The organism is Pseudomonas sp. S4_EA_1b, from assembly GCF_016307435.1.
In the GTDB taxonomy this organism is placed as follows: domain Bacteria; phylum Pseudomonadota; class Gammaproteobacteria; order Pseudomonadales; family Pseudomonadaceae; genus Aquipseudomonas; species Aquipseudomonas rhodesiae.
Genome location: NZ_JAEILC010000068.1, coordinates 22876 through 41318, shown reverse-complemented (window position 1 = coordinate 41318; position 18443 = coordinate 22876). Strand labels below are relative to the sequence as shown.

The window sequence follows — 18443 nt, the reverse complement described above, 5'->3', positions numbered from 1 at the left end:
GCAAAACCTCAGTTCGTATCCTGAAATCAAAGAGCGCTGCCTTTACTCGGTATTCAAAGGCAGTCGCCGGGGTGCATGTCTGCATAGGGTGCCGCACACACATCTACCCTTGACCAACAGCGTTGTGCTTGTTCCCGCTTGGCGCGGCAAACAGAGCGACCAGAGCTATCGCGAGCGGAACGAACGACACCCACAAGACGGTGTACCAGTCGTAGGCCGCCAGAAGACTGCCTGAGGCAAAAGAGCCCACCGCCATGGTGCCGAATACGATGAAGTCGTTGAGAGACTGCACCCGTGTCTTTTCTTCAGGACGATGGCATTCCAGCACCAAAGCAGAGGCGCCGATGAAACCAAAATTCCAGCCTATGCCCAGTAGGACCAGGGTGAGCCAGAAATGGGCGACATCGACTCCCAGCAACCCCACGGCGGCGGACAGCCCGGTAAGCAGCAGGCCTGCAACGACGACACGACCAGCGCCGAAGCGCGTGATCAGTCGCCCTGTGAAAAAGCTAGGGGCATACATGGCAATGACGTGCCACTGCAGACCCAGATTGGAGCTTTCCTGCGAGTGTCCGCACATCTGCATCGCCAATGGCGCGGCCGTCATCAGGAAGTTCATCAGCATGTAGGAAACCGCGCCGCAAATGGCGGCGATGATGAACAACGGTTGGCGCGCGATGGTGCCCAGCGGCCGACCTCCCGCGACCTCCGCGGCGGAAGGCATGGGCAGGCGCACGCCGTACAGGACGATGGCCGATAGCGCCGCCACGATCGCCTGGGCGACGAACGTGGCTGCGAACATATGCGCTGGCCAAAGGTACATGGTGTGGGTGACCAACTGCGGTCCCACGACCCCCGCCACCACGCCACCTCCCATCACGAAGGACAACGCCCGTGCCCGCCGCGGTGCGGCGACACCATCCGCTGCTGCGAAGCGGAACGACAACACCACCGCCGCATAGGCGCCGCCAAAGAAGGTGGCCAGGCAGAACAGCCAGAACGATCCCAGCATGACTGCCAACGCTGCCAGCAGCCCGGTCAGCACCCCTCCGCCTGTGCCGGCAAGAAAAGCCGCACGACGGCCATGACGTCTGGCGATGGCTCCCGCCGGAAGGATGCAAGCGGCCATGCCGACCACGAAGATGGAAATCGGCAGCGTAGCCAGCGCCTTGCTCGGTGCCAGCATATGGCCAATGATCGCGCCCGTGGCATAGACCACCACCGAATTGGCTCCGGCCAACGCCTGAGCCACGGTGAGCCGGATGATGTTGCCGCGTTGATCGCGTTCGGAGAGTTCAAGCGTGGGGGTGTTCGATACGACGGCGTGGGGACTTGGCATGGGCGACTCGGGGGTAGATCAAGAATCCAGTCAATAGAAGTGGCGAAACACCGCCTTGTGCCAAGCGGCTGTACAAGGGGTGTTTCGCATGGTTCATGCAACGTGTCGCGGCATTCATGAACCTGGGGAATGCCGATGGGCGGGGCTAGAACGTATAGCTTTGCCCGTCTTCGGGAATCAGCACGCGCTTCGGGTCGAGTTGCTTCTCGGCGATGAACTCGGCCAGTTCCTTGCGTGATTGGGTGGCATGGCTCAGCGCATCCATATGGCTTGCAATGATGTAGGCGGTGGGTGCGGCCCTGCTCGCTTTGAGGAGATCTTCCTTGCCCATGATGATGGCGCCGTCCAGGCCCTTGAAGCGCACGTAGCCGGTGTTCAGGACGATGACTTCCGGCCTGTAGGTCGCCAGTGCGGTCTCAACGTGCCGGTTCCACACCGTATCGCCAGCGAGGTAGAGCGTTTTGAATCCAGGGCGCTGGAACACCACGCCGGACACTTTGCCGAGCTGTGGGCCGCGCACGGCCATGGCGGCATCGCTGCCATGCTGGCCGCTGGTTTTCGTCAGGCGCACGCCATTGAACTCGGTGCCCTCGCCGAATACACGGACATCGCGGAATCCGGCCTCCCGGATTTTTTCGGCATCCTCGGGATTCTGCGCAAAGATGGGTATGTCCTTGGGGATGTGCTTCTTTGCCGCTTCGTCCCAATGGTCGAAATGCAGGTGGGTGACGATGACCGCATCGGCTTCGATCACCTTGTCGATGCTGGTGGGGAGATCGACGCGCGGGTTGCGCAGGTGGTCGTTGAAGGCACCCGGCGCGGTGGGATAGGTTTCCTTCTCCGCCAGCATCGGGTCGATCAGGAAAGTGGTGTCGCCATAGCTGACCTTGACGGTCGCATTGCGGATTTGCTCGAAGCTGACGGGATGAGCGCCTTGGGCCGCCACTGTCCCTGATTCGGTCTGCGTGCCAAGTGCCGCGCAGGCTGAAAGGGAAACGGCGGCGATGATGCCAAAGAGTTTTGGTGCGAGAGATCGTAAAGACATGGAAGCCTCCGGTGGATATCGTTCGGGAAAAGGCTCGCAGAGCCTATCTGGCAAGCATTAATTGAAACTTTGGGCGCATGCCTCAGTGGGACTGATTCATGGTCAGCACCATGCGGAACTTGACGTCGCCGGATTTCATCCGCACGTAGGCGTCCTGGGCGTCTTCCAGGGGCATGGTTTCGATCCAGGGGCGCACGTCCGCCAGAACGCTGAAACTCAGGGTCTTCTCGTTGTCGTAAGGCGTGCCGGTGATCGAGCCCAGGATGCTGCGCTGCCCGCCGACCAGCAGGCCGGCGGGCACCAGCAGGGGCTCCTTGCCGGGGTTGAGCACGACAAGCCGCCCTTCGGGCGCCAGGCCAGCCAGCAGCGCCGATACCGTCTCCGCGTGGTCGATCATCGTGACGATGGCGCGCGCGCCACCCATGCTCTTGAGCCTGGCTGCCGCGTCTTCCTCACGGGTGTCGATGTAGAGGTGAGCCCCCAGCGTCAGCGCGTCTTCCGCGATGTCGCGGCCTCGTCCGATGGCGATGACCTTGAACCCCATCCTTCGTGCGTACTGAAGCGCCATGTGCCCCAGGCCGCCGATGCCCAGGATGGCCACCGTATCGCCAGCCTCTGCGCCGCATTTCTTGAGCGCGTTGAAGGTGGCGATGCCTGCGCACAGGATCGGGGCGGCTTCATCGGCGTCGAGTTCGTCTGGAATCGAAACCAATCCCGTGGCGCGTGCCAGCATCATCTCGGCGTAGCCGCCATCGCAGGTGGCGCCGAGGACGGGCTGGTTCTGGCAGAGCTGGAAGCGGCCCTGGCGGCACTGGACGCACTCGCCACAATGACCACCCAAGCGGCCCACGCCCACGCGCTGCCCCACTTTCCAGTTGGACGGGGTGTGCTCGCCGAGCGCCGCGATGCGCCCGACCACTTCATGACCAGGTACGCGCGGCGGTTGCAGCGTGGGATCGGCGCGTTCGATGTCGCCGGTATCGGCACCGCAGATACCGCAGGCTTCGACCTCGATCAGTACCTCTCCGACGCCGGGCGCAGGCGTCGGGCGCTCCGCCAGTTCAAGGACGCCAGGCCGGGTTACTTGCATCGCACGATAGGTAGTCTTCATGGTCATTGCTCCAAACTTTGTTGTCGTTGAAATAGGCAGGCGGCTTCAGGAAAGGGCCGAGGCCAGGCGGTGCAGTGCCTCGTCGACCACGCTGCGAGGGCAGGCCAGGTTGATGCGCATGAAACCTTCACCGGGTGCGCCGAACTTGTGTCCGGGGTCGAGCCAGAGTCGGGCGCGCCGCAGCAGGAAGTCATGCAGTTCGACCGGTGGCATGCCGAGTGCTCTGAAGTCCACCCACGCCAGGTAGAGCGCGTCGGTCGGCGTGATGGTCAGGGGCAGCCCCAGCGCGGTGACCTGCGCGGCAAAGTAGCGCTGGTTGCCGCGCACGTAGTCGAGCATGGCGTCGACCCACGGCTCGCCATGCCGGTACGCCGCCTCACAGGCCGCCGTGCCCATCGTGTTGACGAGGAACACGCCGTTGCGCTCGCACTGCGTCCAAAAACGCTGCCGGTGGCGTGCGTTGGGAATGAAGATGTTGGCGCAGGACAGGCCGGCGATGTTGAACGTCTTGCTGGGCGCGGTGCAGACGATGGTGTTGAGCGCGACCCCGTCATCCAGCATCGCCAGCGGTACATGCCGTCGGCCCTCGCCGAACACCAGGTCCTGATGCACTTCGTCGGAGACGATCAGGATGCCATGACGCTCGCAGATCGCCGCCATCGACAGCAGTTCCTCGCGCGTCCAGACATTGCCGGTCGGGTTGTGCGGGTTGCACAAAATGAACAGCCGGGTGTTCGGCTGGATGGCGGCCTCGAAGACCTCGGGATCGTAGCGATAGCGTCCAGCTTCCAGCGTCAGCGGCGCCAGGGCCAAGCGACGGCCGTTGTTGACCACATCGTGCAGGAAGTGGAAGTAGACGGGGGTCTGTACCAGCACGTGGTCGCCCGGCTGTGTGAACGCCTGAACCGCCATGTTGAGCGCGCTGATGACGCCCGGGGACTGCACCAGCCATTCCGGGCGGGCCTGCCAGCCGAAGCGGCGCATTTGCCAGTCCACGGCGGCTTCACGGTAGCTGTCCGGCGTACCGCCGTAACCGAGTACCCCCATCTCCACCTGCTCGCGCAGGGCATCGAGGATCGGCGGCGCCACCCGGAAATCCATGTCGGCCACCCACATCGGTAGCGGGTCGGCGGCCCGCTGTTCGGGCGTGAGGAACTGGCGACCATGCTCCCATTTCATGGAGTTGGTGCCGCGCCTGTCGATGACCTCGTCGAAATCGAACATCAATGCTTCCTTTCTCAATTCAGGATGGACGCCGCCGTGTGGGGGGACAACAGCGCTTCGACCCCGAGGCGTGCCGCCTCGACGGCCCCGGCCACGTAGCCGGGGAAATGCGGCGACCACTCACTGGCAATGCCGACGAGCCGGCCTTCCCAGGTGCCATCGTGTGGTGTCCTGGGAGGCGGGGTCGGGTGGTCGACATCCGGGTGCGCGTCGGCGGCGACCGCGGTGCGCGGGTCGCTGGTCCAATCCTTCAGGAATTCTGCCTTGGGCCGTGCCGCCTGCTCGCCAAACAACCGGACAAACTGGGCCCGGCAATGGGAAAGCAGGACCGCCTCCGGCGTTTGCTGCCTGATCTGCGCGCTCACACCCAGGAACCCGAACAGCGCGGCATCGCCACCCTCGGCCGAGGCGTCGTGGATCTCGCCCATCGGCCCGACGGCGCTGCGCGCCTCGCCGGACAGCCCTTGCTCGCGCCAGAACGGCGTGTCGTAGACGGCGACGTACTTGGCATGCGGCGCCATCCAGGTCCCGCATGCCTGCCACTGCCGTTGCAGCGCGTCGGGCAGGGTCGGTGCGAAGTCGATGGTGTTGGCCGCCAGCCGAGGCGGTATCGCCAGCAGGACATGGGCGACATGGCGGGAAACGACTTGCCCCAACGCATCCCGGGTTTGGACCTCGATCCGTTCGCCCTGGTGCTGAAGGTGCGTGACCTGGTGGCCGGCCAGGAGCCTGTCAGCAGGCAGGCGGGCGCGGATGGCGTCGACCAACGCGGCCATGCCGCCCGCCAGGCGCAGCGCGGGCGGCGCGGAGACGAACCCATCGACGCGGCTCGGTGCATGTGTCCTGGAGCGCTCGATCAACATGTCGCCGTTTTCATGCTGCACGACGGTCTCCAGGCCAAGCTGCGCCACAAGCTGTTGCAGCTCCGGGTGCATGGCCGGCCAGTACCATGTTGCCCCCATATCGAAGCGCCCGGCGATGGGCAGCTTCCCAATCGCTTCCTCGTGGGGACGAGATGCGTCCGGCCAGGAAACGATGCGGCCACCGAAGGTCTCGCGAGCCTCCAGCACCACATAGTCCCGAATGCCGCGGGCCTCCAGCAGTATGGCGGCATAAAGGCCGCTGAGGCCGCCGCCGATGATGGCAATGCGTGTGGGCTGCATCCGTTAGACCCCCTGCACCGCAGCGGCCAAGTGTCCGGTCTTGAGATAGACGGTGGCGCCGTGCGTGCCAGCGGTGATCTCGGGGCGCTCACCGACAGGCAGACGCACCCAGCTTCCACGCTCGCAAGACTGGCCATCGGTGATGACTTCGCCGGTCAGCACCAGCAGCTCGATGCCATCGGCCGAGTCGGTCAGCAACGCTTCAAGGGGTGCCAGGCGTTGCACGCTGACACGCTCGAAAGCATCCGAGAACAGCGGGCAGACCTCGCGGCCATCCCGGCGCTGCCATGCGGCCGGGTCGTGCGTGTTGATGCGCACGTTGCGCTGCTCGCCAGGCTGCATCTGCCAGAGCTTGACGAAGATGTCTGCGCCCTCGTGGCTGGACGGGGCATGGCTGGAGCCGGGTGGATTGCGCAAGTACCAGCCTGCCGGATAGTGCCGGTCGTCTTCGGAAAAGACCCCCGACAGAACCAGAATCTCCTCCCCGCCCGGATGAGGGTGATGCGGGAAGCGCGAATCGGGTGCGTAGCGCACGATACTGGTGGCCCGGGCTTTCTCCGCGCCGATGCGATCGAGCATCATGCGCTCGACGCCTCCCTGGGGGGAGGCGACCCATTGGTACTGCTCGGGCGTCACGATGGCTCGGCGCGAGAAATCTGCGTTGATGCGCATGGGCAGGGCTCCTGTCGCGGCGGGAACGACGTACAGGCCCGGTCTGCGGGCCTGCCTTCCGTTCGCCGATGGGTTTACTGTTTGGGCAGTTGCGCGTGGGCGTCGAGCACGCGAGCCGTGTAGGTCAGTGCAGCGCCGGCATTCAGTGCGATAGCGATGCCCAGAGCCTCGGAGATTTCCTCCAGGGTCGCGCCGTGCTCGACTGCCTTCTGCGTATGGACCGCAATGCAGCCATCGCAACGGGTCGTCACCGCCACGGCCAGCGCGATCAGTTCGTGGATCTTTGGCGTCAGGTGCCCGCCTTGTTCGACGACTCCGCTGAGGGCGCCAAGCGCCTGCATCACCGCCGGGCTCTGCTGGGCGTATTCGCCCACCCGTTCCATCAGCATGCCGCGATAGGCATTCCAGTCTTGCATCATGAGATCAACCTTTCCTTGACAGAAAAATGCCGGATGCGCTGTTTGCGCACCCGGCGACGAGGGACATTAAGCAATCTGGTAGATGCGCACGTCGGGGTCGGCATCGAGCAGCGGTTTGAGGCCACCGACCACGTCCGCGGTGAACAGCGCACTCTGCAGATAGGCGCTCGCGTTCTCCTGGGTATCGAAGCCATGCAGTACCTGCACGTCTTCGTTGCGCACCAGCAGTTCCTTGGACTCGGCACCGGGAACGGTGTCGAGGAACGGCCCCTTGTACTTCTGGTAGATGCCAGCCGCCGCAGCCCGGTTGGCTTCGGCGATCTTGAGGGTGATTTGCAAATAGACCATGTGCATTTCTCCTTGCTAGGTTGGTTGACAGAAACGAGCGCAGGTGGGGCAAGCGCCAGGGGCTTGCCCGCCGTGCATCAATTGCGGCCGGCCATCACGCCGCCATCCACGTCCCAGATGGCGCCCGTGACCCAGCCCGCCTTGTCCGAGAGCAGGAAGGCAACCACTTCGGCGACGTCCTGCGGGGTGCCCACGCGGCCGATCGGGTGAAAGCTGTTGAAGCCTTGCAGCGCGTCATGCACTTCGGCTTTCGGGATGAACCCCTCGTAGATGGGCGTCTGCACCACCGCCGGCGACACCGCATTGACGCGGATGTGCTTGGGTGCCAGTTCCATCGCCAGGTGCTGGGTCAGCGAATGCAGACCCGCTTTGGCCATCGAGTAGGCCGACGAGGGGGTGGCCGCGATGGCCTGCTTCGCCCACATCGAACCGATGTTGACGATGGCGCCGGGACGGTCCTTGGCGACGAGGTTGGCGGCGACCTTCTGCGTGATGAAGAAGGTGGCCTTGTTCAACTTCATGTACTGGTCGTAGTCAGCGTCGGAGTGCTCCAGGAAGGGCTTGGGGAAGAACACACCGGCGGCGTTGACCAGCAGGTCGATGTCCGCATGTTGTTCGTCGATGGCCTTGAGCAGCGCGGCCAGCCCTGCGTCGCTGGAGAGGTCGGCCGTCACTGCGGCGACCGGGCCGAGGCTCGACAGTTCCTCGCGCGCTTCCTCGGTCTTCGTCGGGCGATTGCCGACGATCACCACGCTGCCGCCCTGGGCCAGCACCACCCGGGCCGTCTGCATGCCCATGCCGCTGGTGCCCCCGACGACCAGGAGCTTCTTTCCGTCGAATTGATGACTCATGTGAAAACCTCTTTGACTGTTGCCCCGCCGAGGTGGCAGGTTCGGAGATGGGGCTGAAACGGGAAGAAAAACTTCTACTGCCACGTTGTCTTTTCGGTGCCCAACGGCCATCGCGAGCTAGGCAGCGTCTGGCCTGTTCTATAAGTGATATTTTTTCTTGGTTTCCTTGTCTCGACAAATCATTTAAAGTGTTCATATCTAAAAGAAAAACTTTAATGAAATGAAATCGCCTGCCCACCTCAACGCATTGCGAGCATTCGAGGAGACTGCCCGCCACCAGAGCTTTTCCGCTGCGGCGGCCGAACTGAACGTGACGCCTGCTGCCGTCGGCCAACTCGTTCGCGCGCTCGAAGAATGGCTGGGCACACCGCTGTTCCATCGCGGCAACCGCGGACGATCCAGGCTGGTTGCCACCGAAGTGGCGCAGCGCGCCCTGCCCGACATCCGAGCAGGCTTCGATCGGTTGGGCCTCGGGCTGGAACGGCTCAAGGAAGGGTCGGCCAGCGGCGTGCTGACCGTTGCGGTGAGCCCGGCTTTCGCCGCCAAGTGGCTGCTGCCGCGCATCGAGCGCTTTCATAGCGCATGGCCTGATACCGATGTGCGCTTGGATACCAACCTCAAGCCCGTGGATTTCATCGCGCAAGGGGTGGATATCGGCGTGCGCTATGGCCTGGGGATGTGGCCAGACCTGGTGGCCGACAAGCTGATGGACGAGGAGGTCTACCCCGTATGTTCGCCCGAGTTGCTGCGTCGGAACCGGGACTTGCGCGCGCCCGCCGATCTGTTACGGGAGACCTTGATCCACGACCTGTCGATGGACGGTCATGCGGGCTTCCCCACCTGGGAGACCTGGATGGAGAAAGTCGGCGTGACGGGGGCCGCCACACGGCGCGCCATGAAGATCAACAATTCCGCGGCGGTTCTGCAGGCCGCGATCGAGGCGCAAGGCGTCGCGCTCGCGCGCAGCGTGATGGCGCGCGACGACGTGGCGAGCGGGCGCCTGGTCCGGCTGTTCCCCGAGATCAGCGTCATGTCTGCGATGGCCTACTACATCGTCTATCGGCCCGGGTGCGCGAGCCTGCCGCGACTGGTGGCCTTCCGCGACTGGCTGCTCACGGAGGTGGCGGCCATATGACCGGGCATGCGCCAGACACCGGCATGAAGCCCCGCTTGTCCGAACGTGTGTTCGTCCGAGCGCAGCATCTTCTGCCCAAGCGCTTCATCACCCGCATGCTCGGCGTACTCGCGCACAAGCGCGCGGGCGCACTGACGCAATGGGTGATTCGGCGTTTCATCGCCCACTACGACGTCGATATGGCGGACGCGGCGTCGAGTGACCCTGGAGCCTACGAGACCTTCAACGCCTTTTTCACTCGTGCGCTGCGGCCCGGCGTGCGTCCGGTGGCGACGGCGCAATTGATCTGCCCGGTCGATGGAGCGATCAGTCAGTTCGGCCGCATCGAACGTGGCCAGCTACTCCAGGCCAAGGGCAAATCCTTCAGCATCGGCGCCTTGCTGGCTGGCGATCAGGTGCTGGCACGCAGGTTCGAGCGTGGGGCTTTCGCGACCCTCTACCTCAGCCCGCGCGACTATCACCGCGTCCATATGCCGTGCGACGGGCATCTGCTTTCGATGAGCTACGTGCCAGGCGAGTTGTTTTCGGTCAACCCGGCCACGACGCGCGGCGTCGACGCGCTGTTCGCGCGCAACGAGCGTGTGGTGTGCCACTTCGACTCGCCGCATGGCCCCTTCGCTATGGTGCTGGTGGGCGCCGCCATCGTCGGCAGCATCGTGACGGTCTGGCACGGCGTGGTCAGGCCACCCCACGGCCGCAGCGTGCGGCACTGGAGCTATCCCGACCGTCGCATCAGCCTGAAGCAAGGCGAGGAGATGGGGCGCTTCCTGCTGGGCTCGACCGTGGTGCTGTTGTTTCCGCCGGGGCCGATGCGGTTCAACCCCGAATGGGCTCCCGCGCGCCCGGTGCGCCTGGGAGAGGTGATGGCCGATTGAAGCAGAAGCTGCCTCGGCGGCTTTCCCGGCGGCCGGCACCAGCAGCTCGGCGGATCAGCAGCTGCGCACGAGTGTTCAAAGCTACCGGGAAATGATTTCTTTTGGCGGGAGAAACTTTATCTCGTTTGTCCAGCGAGGGAGGTCGGCGAACAATAAACGCCAGCTTGAATAGGAACGTCGAAGGGAGCGCGCGCGGTTGGCAGCTGTCTCCGTTCATGGCGGCCCGCATGCTCTTTCGGGTTTGTGTGGCATTTCAGGGGGCAAGAATTCCTTCGGTGATTCGGCATATGGGTATAAGACAGGCGCAAATCCCGGCGTCGTACTTCGGGGTCGTCCTGGGTCTGGCAGGTCTCGGGCAGGCTTGGCGTATCGCGGCGCAGCGATGGAGTTTGCCGGGCGCTGTGGGTGAGACGGTCATTGCGATCGCGGGTCTGGTCTGGTTCGTCCTGATCATTGGCTATCTGTGGCAGGCAATCAGGCGCTTCGAGGTCGTGAAAGCCGAGTTCCTTCACCCGGTGCAAGGAGGCACGCCTGCCTTGCTGGCGGTTTCCACTTTGCTTATCGCCATCGCGGTCCTCCCGTACTCAAGCATCCTGGCATGGCTTCTGACGATCGCGGGGATCGCGTGGCACCTGGGCTTCTGCCTTTGGCACACCGGCTTGCTCTGGCAAGGCGGGAGAAACACGGTAGACATGGTGCCGACCCTGTATTTGCCGACCGTCGCCGGCAATTTCGTCAGTGCGGCAGCATTGGGGGCGCTAGGTCAGCCGGATTGGGGATGGCTGTTCCTGGGAGCGGGACTGTTCTCATGGCTGGCGCTCGAATCGCTGGTCATCCATCGGCTTTGGCATTCGTCCTCAGTGCCCACGCCTCAGCGCCCCCTGATCGGCATCCAGTTCGCGCCGCCCGTCGTCTGCGCGATGGCGTGGCTGGCATTGTCTCCGGGAAGCACGGACCACTGGTTGCTCATGCTATGGGGCTATGGGCTCTTTCAGCTGCTGCTCGGCCTGCGCCTGGGCCCCTGGCTGGGGGCGCAGCCCTTCATTCCCACTTACTGGGCCTACACGTTCGGCGTAGCCGCAGCGACGGTCACAGGCCTGCACCTGGCACAGTCGGGTGTTGGTGCGGCGCAAGTCCTGGCGCTGCCGGTGTTTGTCGCGGCCAACCTGTTCATCGGCTATCTGGCCCTACGCACTGCTCGCTTGTTTGCCGGGAAGCCCAAGTCCCGCAAGTAACCCTCCGGCGGCACATGCCCGCCGACCATCGTAAGAAAAAGGCACCGCAAGCCCGGTGAGAACGGAGGGGTATTGCTATTACATAAGAATGTGCTAATTTAGCGAAATACGAAATAAAGCGTCCATGGTTGCAAAGATGAGAGACAAGCAGTTCTTTCAGGAGGGGGCCGCTCAGGCGGCCGTCCTGCTGCGAACGGTGGGCAATGAGCATCGCTTGCTGTTGCTGTGCCTGCTGATCGAGCACGGCGAAATGTCGGTAGGCGCGCTGCATGAGCACGTACCCCTGAGCCAATCCGCGTTGTCTCAGCATCTGGCCAAGATGCGCGAGGAAGGCCTGGTCACGTTCCGCCGGGAGGCGCAGACGCTGTACTACCGGATCGACAACCCGGATGTAGCCACCCTCATCTCCACGCTCAAGACCATCTTCTGTCCCTGACCACCCGGAGTTATCTGCCATGTCCTTGAAGCCCATTTCTCCCCAAGCAGCCCGCGACCTTCTCAGCCAAGGGGCTGTCCTGATCGACATTCGCGGCGCGGACGAGCATGCGCGCGAGCACATTGCTGCCGCCCGCCACGTGCCCATGGAGCATCTGAAAGGCGCGTCCCCCCTGGACGCTGCCGGCGGCGTGATCTTCCATTGCCGATCCGGCAATCGGACGCAGGTCAACGCCCAGACGTTGAGCGCGTGCGCGGCCTGCGACGCCTATGTGCTGGAAGGCGGGCTCGATGCCTGGAAGAAGGCCGGGCTCCCTGTGGTCGCAGATGCGTCCCAGCCGATGGAGTTGCAGCGGCAGGTGCAGATCACGGCGGGCACCTTGATCGTGCTGGGAGCAGTCCTGGGCGCGACGGTCTCGCCGTGGTTCCACGTGTTGTCGGGCTTTGTCGGAGCCGGCTTTATATTTGCCGGGGTATCCGGTTTCTGCGGCATGGCTCGGGTCTTGATGCGCATGCCGTGGAATCGCCGGGCGGTAGGCGGTTGACACGGTAAGGCAGGCGCCAAGCCTCCAGTGCTTGGCGCGGGCGACCTGATCCTGGGGGGTGCGAGACCCCGGGAAATCTAAGGAACAAGCTGGTGGCGCTTGCCGCGGCGGCTACGGTCGCCGCCGCCTTTTTCGGGGTTCCCGGTGGTTTCAGATGCCGGCGATTCGATGATCGGGCAGTCCGGCCGGTCGTCGCCGTGGCACGAGCGCACGAGGTATTCGAGCATGGCCTTCATCTCCTGAAGCTCCCGCACTTTCTGATCCAGCTCGGCGATGTGCGATTCCGCCAGTCCTTGACCTGGCGGCTGGATCGTTTGCGGTTCTGCCAGAGATCGAGCAAGGCACTGATCTGGTCCAGCGAGAAACCCAGGTCGCGGGAATGGCGGATGAAGCGCAGCTTGCTGACGTCCTTGTCGCCATACTGGCGGTAGCCGGCATCGGTGCGGCTGGCCGGGGGCAGCAGACCGATGTCTTCGTAGTGCCGGATCATCTTCGCCGAGACGCCCGAGGCGGTAGAGGCTTCACCGATGTTCATCGTCAGGCTCCTTCTTCTTGATTCTGGCCGCTGCCGTTGGTGCCGGTCGCAGCACCGCGCCAGCGCCGCAGCATCAGGGCATTGGTGACCACACTCACGCTGCTGAAGGCCATGGCCGCGCCTGCAATCACCGGGCTGAGCATACCCAGCGCGGCCAGCGGAATACCCAGCACGTTGTACGCGAAGGCCCAGAATAGCCCCTGCTTGATCTTCGAGTAGGTGCGACGGGAGACGTCGAACGAATCGGCCACCAGACGCGGATCGCCGCGCATGAGGGTGATGCCTGCCGCTTCCATCGCCACATCGGTGCCGGTCGACATCGACAGGCCGACGTTTGCCGCCACAAGGGACGGAGCGTCGTTCAAGCCGTCACCGACCATCGCCACGATGCGGCCCTGCTGGCGCAGCTCCTGCACGATGCCCGCCTTGTCGCCCGGCAGCAGTTCCGCGCGGACGTCATCGATGCCCAGTTCACGGCCCACGGCGCGCGCGCTGCCCTGGTTGTCGCCCGTCAGCATCACCGTGCGGATGCCCAGCTCGCGCAGCCGTGCCACGGCAGCGTAGGACGAGGGCTTGATCGTGTCGCCAAAGGCCAGCAGCCCCAGCACGCGGACCAGGTCGCCGTCCCGCTCCAGCAGCCAAGAGATGGTTCGCCCTTCGCCTTCGAGGCGCAGCGCCTCGGCCAGCAGCGCGCCCGGGTTGGCGCCTTCCTCGTTCATCAGCCGCGTGCTGCCCAGCAGGATGTGCTGGCCGCCCACGACGGCCTGCACGCCCCGGCCGGGCAGGGCCTGCGCCTCTCGTGCGGACTCGACCGCCACGCCTTGCGCCCGGGCCTTCTCCATCACCGCATGCGCGAGCGGGTGGTCGCTGGTCTGCTGGAGCGCGGCGGCGAGCTGCAGCACTTCATCGGGATGCACGTCTCCCATCGCTTCGATGGCAACCAGCGACGGCTTGCCTTCGGTCAGCGTGCCGGTCTTGTCGAAGGCCACGGTGGTGACCGAGTGCGCCACTTCCAGCGCCTCGGCATCCTTGATCAGAATGCCCTGACGGGCAGCCACACCGGTGCCGGCCATGATCGCCGTGGGCGTGGCCAGGCCGAGTGCGCAAGGGCAGGCGATGACGAGCACCGCCACCGCGCTGATCAATGCCTGTTCCACGTCGCCGCCGTTGTACAGGAGCCAGCCGACGAAGGTCAGCAACGCCACCCCGAGGACGACCGGCACGAAGACCGCACTCACCCGGTCGACAACACGCTGGATCGGCGCTTTGGCTGCCTGCGCCGACTCCACCATGCGGATGATCCGGGCCAGCGTGGTTTCAGCGCCGATGGCCGCCGTGCGGACTTGCAGCACGCCTTCCTCGTTGACCGAGCCGCCGGTCACCTTGTCGCCGACCGCCTTGGGCACCGGCAGGCTCTCGCCGGTGATGAGCGATTCGTTCAGGTGGCTGCGTCCGTCGATCACCTCGCCATCGACCGGCATCCGTTCACCGGGGCGCACGACGACGACGTCGCCCACCGCCACCTGTTCCACCGGCGTAGAGACTTCAACCCCATCGACCAGAACCCGCGCAACCGTGGGCCGCAGGGCATTGAGCGCGCGGATGGCATCGGCGGTCTGCCGCTTGGCGCGGGCTTCGAGCCATTTGCCGAGCAGCACCAGCGTGATGACCGCGGCCGAGGCCTCGAAATACAGGTGGGGCATGCCGTGGCCCGAATGCTTCCATTGCAGATAGACCGACAGCCCGTAGGCCGCGCTCGTGCCCAGCGCGACCAGCAGATCCATGTTGCCAGTCCTGGCCTTCACGGCCTTCCAGCCGGCACGGTAGAAGCGCGCGCCCAGCCAGAACTGTACCGGCGTGGCCAACGCCATCTGGGTCCAGCCATCGAGCATCCAGTCCAGGCCGAACAATTGCAGCGCCATGGGCAGCACCAGCGGCAGCGTCAGCAACGCGCCCACGAGAACCGGCCACCATTCGGGAAGGCGCTTGGCGGTCTGGGGAGTGGCAGCGCCCTCGACCGGCTTGGCGACATAGCCGGCCTTGTCGATGGCGGCCGCCAGCGTCGCGAACGACACCCCGGAGAGCGCAGTGACGGTGGCCTTCTCGGTCGCGAGGTTCACCGACGCGGCGGACACGCCGGGGACCTGCAGCAGCGCTTTCTCGACGCGCGACACGCAGGACGCGCAGGTCATGCCTTCGATCTGAAGCTGGATCTCGTCGGCGCGAACTTCGTAGCCGGCCTTGCGGACAGCGCCCGCCAGTGCCGCTGCATCCACGCCGGAGGCGCGAACGGTGGCTTCTTCGGTGGCGAGGTTCACGGTGGCACTTTCCACGCCGGGCAACGTGTTCAGCGCTTTTTCGACGCGCGAAACGCAGCTCGCGCAGGTCATTCCTTCGATGGGGAGCTTGAACTCCATCGGAACTGTGGCAGTGAGAGAGGTGGTCATGAGAGAACTCTGTTATGAAATTGCATAGAGGCTTGGGGCTGCGAATCACGCCACCAGGCCGGTGTGGGATCGGGATGAAGCATGTCCATCGGCGCTCCGATGAGCGGGGTCAGCACTCCGATTCCGCGGGTCTGCGCCATGGCGGAAATCTGCTCGAAAGGGTCCTGCCAGCTATGGCCTCCCAGATCGAACGTTCCGTTGTGGATTGGCAGCAGGCGCTTGCCACGCAGGTCGATATGGGCCTGCACCGTCTGCGGTGGCCACATATGGACGTGGGGCCAGTGGGCGTCGTAGGCCCCGGCCTCCATCAGCGTTAGATCGAACGGTCCCAGGCGCTCGCCGATGGTCTTGAAACCGTCGAAATAGCCCGAGTCCCCGCTGAAGAAGATGCGGACATCGCCATCGGCCAGCACCCAGGAGGCCCAGAGTGTGCGGTCGCCATCGAACAGCCCTCGACCGGAAAAATGCTGGGCCGGAGTCGCCGTGCATTGCAGCCCGCCCGCCGTGTCCCCGACCGTGGCCGACTGCCACCAGCCCAGCTGCACCACTTTGCGCGCGTCAATGCCCCAGCTGATGAGCCGGTCGCCAACACCCAGCGGCGTCAGGAAGTGCCGCACCTTGGGCGCAAGGGCAAGGATGCTGTTGCGGTCCAGATGATCGTAGTGGTCATGGGACAGGACGACGCCCTCGATGTCCGGGAGCGCGTCCAAACCAATCGGAGGGGCATGAAAGCGCCTGGGGCCTGCCCACTGAACGAACGACGCTCGCTCGACAAACACCGGGTCCGTCAGCCACAAGCCGCTGCGCAGCTTGAGCAGGATGGTCGAATGCCCCAAGCGGAACAAGGTGCGCGCAGGCGCCGCAAGAATCTCCGCGCGGGTCAGCGCATGGATCGGTAGCGGCTGTGCGGGCCAGCGGCCAGTAGGGCCTGGTGGGCGGTTGATGAAGCGCAGCGTCATGCGCAAGCTCTTCCAGAAGCCCCGCTTGGGCCACTTCACAGAAGCAGCAGCCGAATCAGCCTGCGGCGCTGAGACTCTGTCGTTGAGGGGCTTGAACGCCAGGGGTGTACCCATGGGATCTCCGAGTTTGTTTTCCAATATGCCGTCAGCTTGATCCTTCCCATCATGGGAGAGTCAAGCGGAAATGAAACATTTTTTTTACGGGATCAGGTTATTTCGGATGGGTGTTGACTCTCCCACGATGGGAAGGGTGACAGTGCTGCCATTGACGCACCGCACCACTCCCGGAAGACAACACCCATGACCCGACCCGTCTCTCGTTGGCCCGCTCATGCAGGCACCGCGGTGGCCCTGCTTCTTGCGGCCGTGGCAGCCCATGCAGAAGCGCCGCAGCAGACCTCGTCGCCCACCGTGCCGCCACTGGCCTATACACCGGCTTTCGCCACCTACCAGCGGTTTGCAGATCAGCCCATCACGCCCTGGCGCGAAGCGAACGACACCGTGGGCCGCATTGGCGGCTGGCGCGGCTATGCCAAAGAAGCCTCAGAGGAGACGCCATCCACGGCACCTGCGGCCACCGCTCCGGTGCTGCCCCCACACGGTGGCGGGCATGAGGCACATACAGGGGCCCAGCCATGAGCAGCAGCATCCACTCCACGTCCCATCGACGTTCCCGCGCTCGCTTCTCACTCGCCGCCTTGGCCTTGGCGGCGCTCTCCGGCTGCGCCAGCGTGGACCTGGCGCAAAACCTGTCGCGCACCAATGACGAGGCCGCCAGCTTCACCGGCGGGCGTCTGGCCCTGGCTCGCTCGGATGAAGACCATGCGCAGCGCCGCCAAGTGGCTTCCGATCTGCTGGCTCAGCCGCTTGGCCAGCCGCAGGCGGTGGAACTGGCGCTGGCCAATAGCCCGGCGTTGCAGGCCCTGCTGGCACAGCATGGCGCCGACGCGGCCCGCTCCGCGCAGGGGGGGCGCATCGCCAATCCGGTGTTCGGCTTCGAGCGGCTGCGCACAGGCAGCGAACTGGAATTCGGCCGCTTGTTGTCCTTCGGACTACTGGATTTGCTGACCCTTCCTGCGCGAAAGGAACTGGCTGACCGCCAGATCGAGCAGTCGCGCCTGCGCCTGACTTCCGACGTGGTGGATCAGATCACGCTGGTGCGCCAAGCCTGGGTGCGCGCGGTGGCCGCACAGCAAAGCCTGCAATATGCCGGTCAGGTGTACGAGAGCGCAGAGGCCAGTGCCGAATTGGCGCGGCGTATGCAGGCCGTGGGCAACTTCAGCAAGCTGGAGCGCGCCCGCCAGCAAGCGTTCTACGCCGACGCGGGCACCCAGCTCGCATCCGCACGCCATGCCGCCATGGCAGCGCGGGAGGAACTGGTACGCCAACTGGGCCTGACTGACGTCCAAGCGCAGGAGTTGACGCTGCCTGAACGCCTGCCCGAACTGCCCAAGCAGCCATTGCAGCCGGAGGAAGTAGGCCAAACCGCCAGCCGCGCGCGCCTGGACGTGCGGCTGGCCCAGGCCGAACTCGATGCCTCGGCACGTTCACGGGGCCTGACTGGCATCACCAGCGTGACGGATATGGAACTTGGCGTGACCCGCAACACCACGTTCGACAACGCCGATGGACACAAGGCCACCGGGCGAGGCTACGAAATCTCCGTGCGCCTGCCGTTGTTCGACTGGGGTGACTTGCAGCGCGATGCCTCCAAGGCCCAGGTGCTGGCATCGGCCCAGCGCCTGGATGCCACGCTGCGCGCGGCGGGATCGAACGTGCGAGAGAGCTATTCGGCCTACCGCTCGACCTACGACATCGCGCGGCACCAGCGCGACGAAGTCGTGCCGCTGCGCAAGACCATCTCGGAGGAGAACCTGCTTCGCTACAACGGCATGTTGATCGGTGTTTTCGACCTGCTGGCCGACGCACGTGACCAGGTCGGTGCGGTGATGTCGACCATCACGGCCGAGCAGCAGTTCTGGTTGGCCGATGCAGCACTGCAAGCGGCACTGATCGGCAGGCCCATGGCTAGCGCCGTAGCGGCCGGAGGCAACCCGCAGCCGGCCAGCAGCGACGATGCCGGGCACTAAGCCGGCCAACTCTTC

General features: G+C 64.7%; 18 protein-coding genes and 1 pseudogene. 7 read left to right on the top strand and 12 right to left on the bottom strand.

Annotated features, from left to right (window positions below):
• Positions 1–103: 103 nt before the first annotated feature.
• From YA0848_RS21360 to YA0848_RS21320, 9 genes are all read right to left on the bottom strand, one after another.
• Positions 104–1339 carry an MFS transporter gene (locus YA0848_RS21360; protein WP_023082248.1) on the bottom strand — a complete coding sequence of 412 codons (1236 nt, stop codon included), beginning with the start codon at positions 1337–1339 and terminating at the stop codon, positions 104–106.
• Positions 1340–1484: 145 nt separating this feature from the next.
• Entirely contained in the window at positions 1485–2384 is a 900-nt protein-coding gene (locus YA0848_RS21355) for an MBL fold metallo-hydrolase (RefSeq protein WP_023082249.1), read from the bottom strand.
• 82 nt (positions 2385–2466) lie between these two features.
• Positions 2467–3495 carry an alcohol dehydrogenase gene (locus YA0848_RS21350; RefSeq protein WP_023082250.1) on the bottom strand — a complete coding sequence of 343 codons (1029 nt, stop codon included), beginning with the start codon at positions 3493–3495 and terminating at the stop codon, positions 2467–2469.
• 45 nt (positions 3496–3540) lie between these two features.
• Positions 3541–4719: a MalY/PatB family protein gene (locus YA0848_RS21345; RefSeq protein WP_023082251.1), complete on the bottom strand. Its 1179-nt coding sequence runs from the start codon at positions 4717–4719 to the stop codon at positions 3541–3543.
• Positions 4720–4733: 14 nt separating this feature from the next.
• On the bottom strand, positions 4734–5882 hold the full coding sequence (locus tag YA0848_RS21340; RefSeq protein WP_023082252.1) for a flavin monoamine oxidase family protein: 1149 nt from the start codon (positions 5880–5882) through the stop codon (positions 4734–4736).
• 3 nt (positions 5883–5885) lie between these two features.
• Positions 5886–6554 (bottom strand): cupin domain-containing protein, encoded by a 669-nt coding sequence (locus tag YA0848_RS21335; protein WP_023082253.1) that lies wholly within the window; start codon positions 6552–6554, stop codon positions 5886–5888.
• A gap of 74 nt (positions 6555–6628) precedes the next feature.
• On the bottom strand, positions 6629–6970 hold the full coding sequence (locus YA0848_RS21330) for a carboxymuconolactone decarboxylase family protein (RefSeq protein WP_198712314.1): 342 nt from the start codon (positions 6968–6970) through the stop codon (positions 6629–6631).
• 69 nt (positions 6971–7039) lie between these two features.
• A complete protein-coding gene (locus YA0848_RS21325) occupies positions 7040–7321 on the bottom strand; it encodes a hypothetical protein (RefSeq protein WP_023082255.1) in 282 nt (93 codons plus the stop codon).
• Positions 7322–7398: 77 nt separating this feature from the next.
• A complete protein-coding gene (locus YA0848_RS21320; protein ID WP_023082256.1) occupies positions 7399–8172 on the bottom strand; it encodes an SDR family NAD(P)-dependent oxidoreductase in 774 nt (257 codons plus the stop codon).
• Positions 8173–8392: 220 nt separating this feature from the next.
• On the opposite strand from YA0848_RS21320, the gene gcvA reads away from it, so the two are divergent.
• The 5 genes from gcvA (at position 8393) to YA0848_RS21295 (ending at position 12397) form a co-directional block, all read left to right on the top strand.
• On the top strand, positions 8393–9307 hold the full coding sequence (gene gcvA / locus YA0848_RS21315) for a transcriptional regulator GcvA (protein ID WP_023082257.1): 915 nt from the start codon (positions 8393–8395) through the stop codon (positions 9305–9307).
• A 35-nt stretch (positions 9308–9342) separates the two neighbouring features.
• Positions 9343–10182 (top strand): archaetidylserine decarboxylase, encoded by an 840-nt coding sequence (gene asd, locus YA0848_RS21310; protein ID WP_031668801.1) that lies wholly within the window; start codon positions 9343–9345, stop codon positions 10180–10182.
• Between the two features lie 227 nt (positions 10183–10409).
• The gene (gene tehA, locus YA0848_RS21305) at positions 10410–11417 is read left to right on the top strand and encodes a dicarboxylate transporter/tellurite-resistance protein TehA (protein WP_232925152.1); all 1008 of its coding nucleotides are present in this window, start codon (positions 10410–10412) and stop codon (positions 11415–11417) included.
• A 136-nt stretch (positions 11418–11553) separates the two neighbouring features.
• The gene (locus YA0848_RS21300; RefSeq protein ID WP_228381273.1) at positions 11554–11853 is read left to right on the top strand and encodes an ArsR/SmtB family transcription factor; all 300 of its coding nucleotides are present in this window, start codon (positions 11554–11556) and stop codon (positions 11851–11853) included.
• Positions 11854–11872: 19 nt separating this feature from the next.
• Positions 11873–12397: a rhodanese family protein gene (locus YA0848_RS21295; RefSeq protein WP_023082261.1), complete on the top strand. Its 525-nt coding sequence runs from the start codon at positions 11873–11875 to the stop codon at positions 12395–12397.
• Positions 12398–12474: 77 nt separating this feature from the next.
• On the opposite strand, the pseudogene cueR reads toward YA0848_RS21295, so the two are convergent.
• The 3 genes and pseudogenes from cueR to YA0848_RS21280 all read right to left on the bottom strand — a co-directional run bounded on the left by cueR (position 12475) and on the right by YA0848_RS21280 (position 16452).
• Positions 12475–12932: pseudogene (gene cueR / locus YA0848_RS21290) on the bottom strand (Cu(I)-responsive transcriptional regulator).
• Between the two features lie 2 nt (positions 12933–12934).
• Positions 12935–15379, bottom strand: coding sequence for a heavy metal translocating P-type ATPase (locus YA0848_RS21285; protein WP_023082264.1), 2445 nt, complete (start codon positions 15377–15379; stop codon positions 12935–12937).
• On the bottom strand, positions 15376–16452 hold the full coding sequence (locus YA0848_RS21280) for an MBL fold metallo-hydrolase (protein ID WP_023082265.1): 1077 nt from the start codon (positions 16450–16452) through the stop codon (positions 15376–15378). The genes YA0848_RS21285 and YA0848_RS21280 overlap by 4 nt, the downstream gene beginning before the upstream one ends.
• 252 nt (positions 16453–16704) lie before the next feature.
• Between YA0848_RS21280 and YA0848_RS21275 the strand changes: the two genes are divergently transcribed.
• Both YA0848_RS21275 and YA0848_RS21270 read left to right on the top strand, forming a co-directional pair.
• Positions 16705–16977, top strand: a complete 273-nt coding sequence (locus tag YA0848_RS21275; protein ID WP_198712312.1) for a hypothetical protein — start codon at positions 16705–16707, stop codon at positions 16975–16977.
• Positions 16974–18428, top strand: coding sequence for a TolC family protein (locus tag YA0848_RS21270; protein WP_023082266.1), 1455 nt, complete (start codon positions 16974–16976; stop codon positions 18426–18428). Before YA0848_RS21275 ends, YA0848_RS21270 begins: the two co-directional genes overlap by 4 nt.
• The last annotated feature ends 15 nt before the right edge of the window (positions 18429–18443 follow it).

Coding starts and splice junctions, on each gene's coding strand:
- YA0848_RS21285 (WP_023082264.1), bottom strand. CDS start 15,379: ATGACCACCTCTCTCACTGCCACAGTTCCGATGGAGTTCAAGCTCCCC.
- YA0848_RS21335 (WP_023082253.1), bottom strand. CDS start 6,554: ATGCGCATCAACGCAGATTTCTCGCGCCGAGCCATCGTGACGCCCGAG.
- tehA (WP_232925152.1), top strand. CDS start 10,410: ATGCTCTTTCGGGTTTGTGTGGCATTTCAGGGGGCAAGAATTCCTTCG.
- YA0848_RS21360 (WP_023082248.1), bottom strand. CDS start 1,339: ATGCCAAGTCCCCACGCCGTCGTATCGAACACCCCCACGCTTGAACTC.
- YA0848_RS21300 (WP_228381273.1), top strand. CDS start 11,554: ATGAGAGACAAGCAGTTCTTTCAGGAGGGGGCCGCTCAGGCGGCCGTC.
- gcvA (WP_023082257.1), top strand. CDS start 8,393: ATGAAATCGCCTGCCCACCTCAACGCATTGCGAGCATTCGAGGAGACT.
- YA0848_RS21320 (WP_023082256.1), bottom strand. CDS start 8,172: ATGAGTCATCAATTCGACGGAAAGAAGCTCCTGGTCGTCGGGGGCACC.
- YA0848_RS21280 (WP_023082265.1), bottom strand. CDS start 16,452: ATGGGTACACCCCTGGCGTTCAAGCCCCTCAACGACAGAGTCTCAGCG.
- YA0848_RS21355 (WP_023082249.1), bottom strand. CDS start 2,384: ATGTCTTTACGATCTCTCGCACCAAAACTCTTTGGCATCATCGCCGCC.
- YA0848_RS21295 (WP_023082261.1), top strand. CDS start 11,873: ATGTCCTTGAAGCCCATTTCTCCCCAAGCAGCCCGCGACCTTCTCAGC.
- YA0848_RS21340 (WP_023082252.1), bottom strand. CDS start 5,882: ATGCAGCCCACACGCATTGCCATCATCGGCGGCGGCCTCAGCGGCCTT.
- YA0848_RS21345 (WP_023082251.1), bottom strand. CDS start 4,719: ATGTTCGATTTCGACGAGGTCATCGACAGGCGCGGCACCAACTCCATG.
- YA0848_RS21325 (WP_023082255.1), bottom strand. CDS start 7,321: ATGGTCTATTTGCAAATCACCCTCAAGATCGCCGAAGCCAACCGGGCT.
- YA0848_RS21350 (WP_023082250.1), bottom strand. CDS start 3,495: ATGAAGACTACCTATCGTGCGATGCAAGTAACCCGGCCTGGCGTCCTT.
- YA0848_RS21270 (WP_023082266.1), top strand. CDS start 16,974: ATGAGCAGCAGCATCCACTCCACGTCCCATCGACGTTCCCGCGCTCGC.
- YA0848_RS21330 (WP_198712314.1), bottom strand. CDS start 6,970: ATGCAAGACTGGAATGCCTATCGCGGCATGCTGATGGAACGGGTGGGC.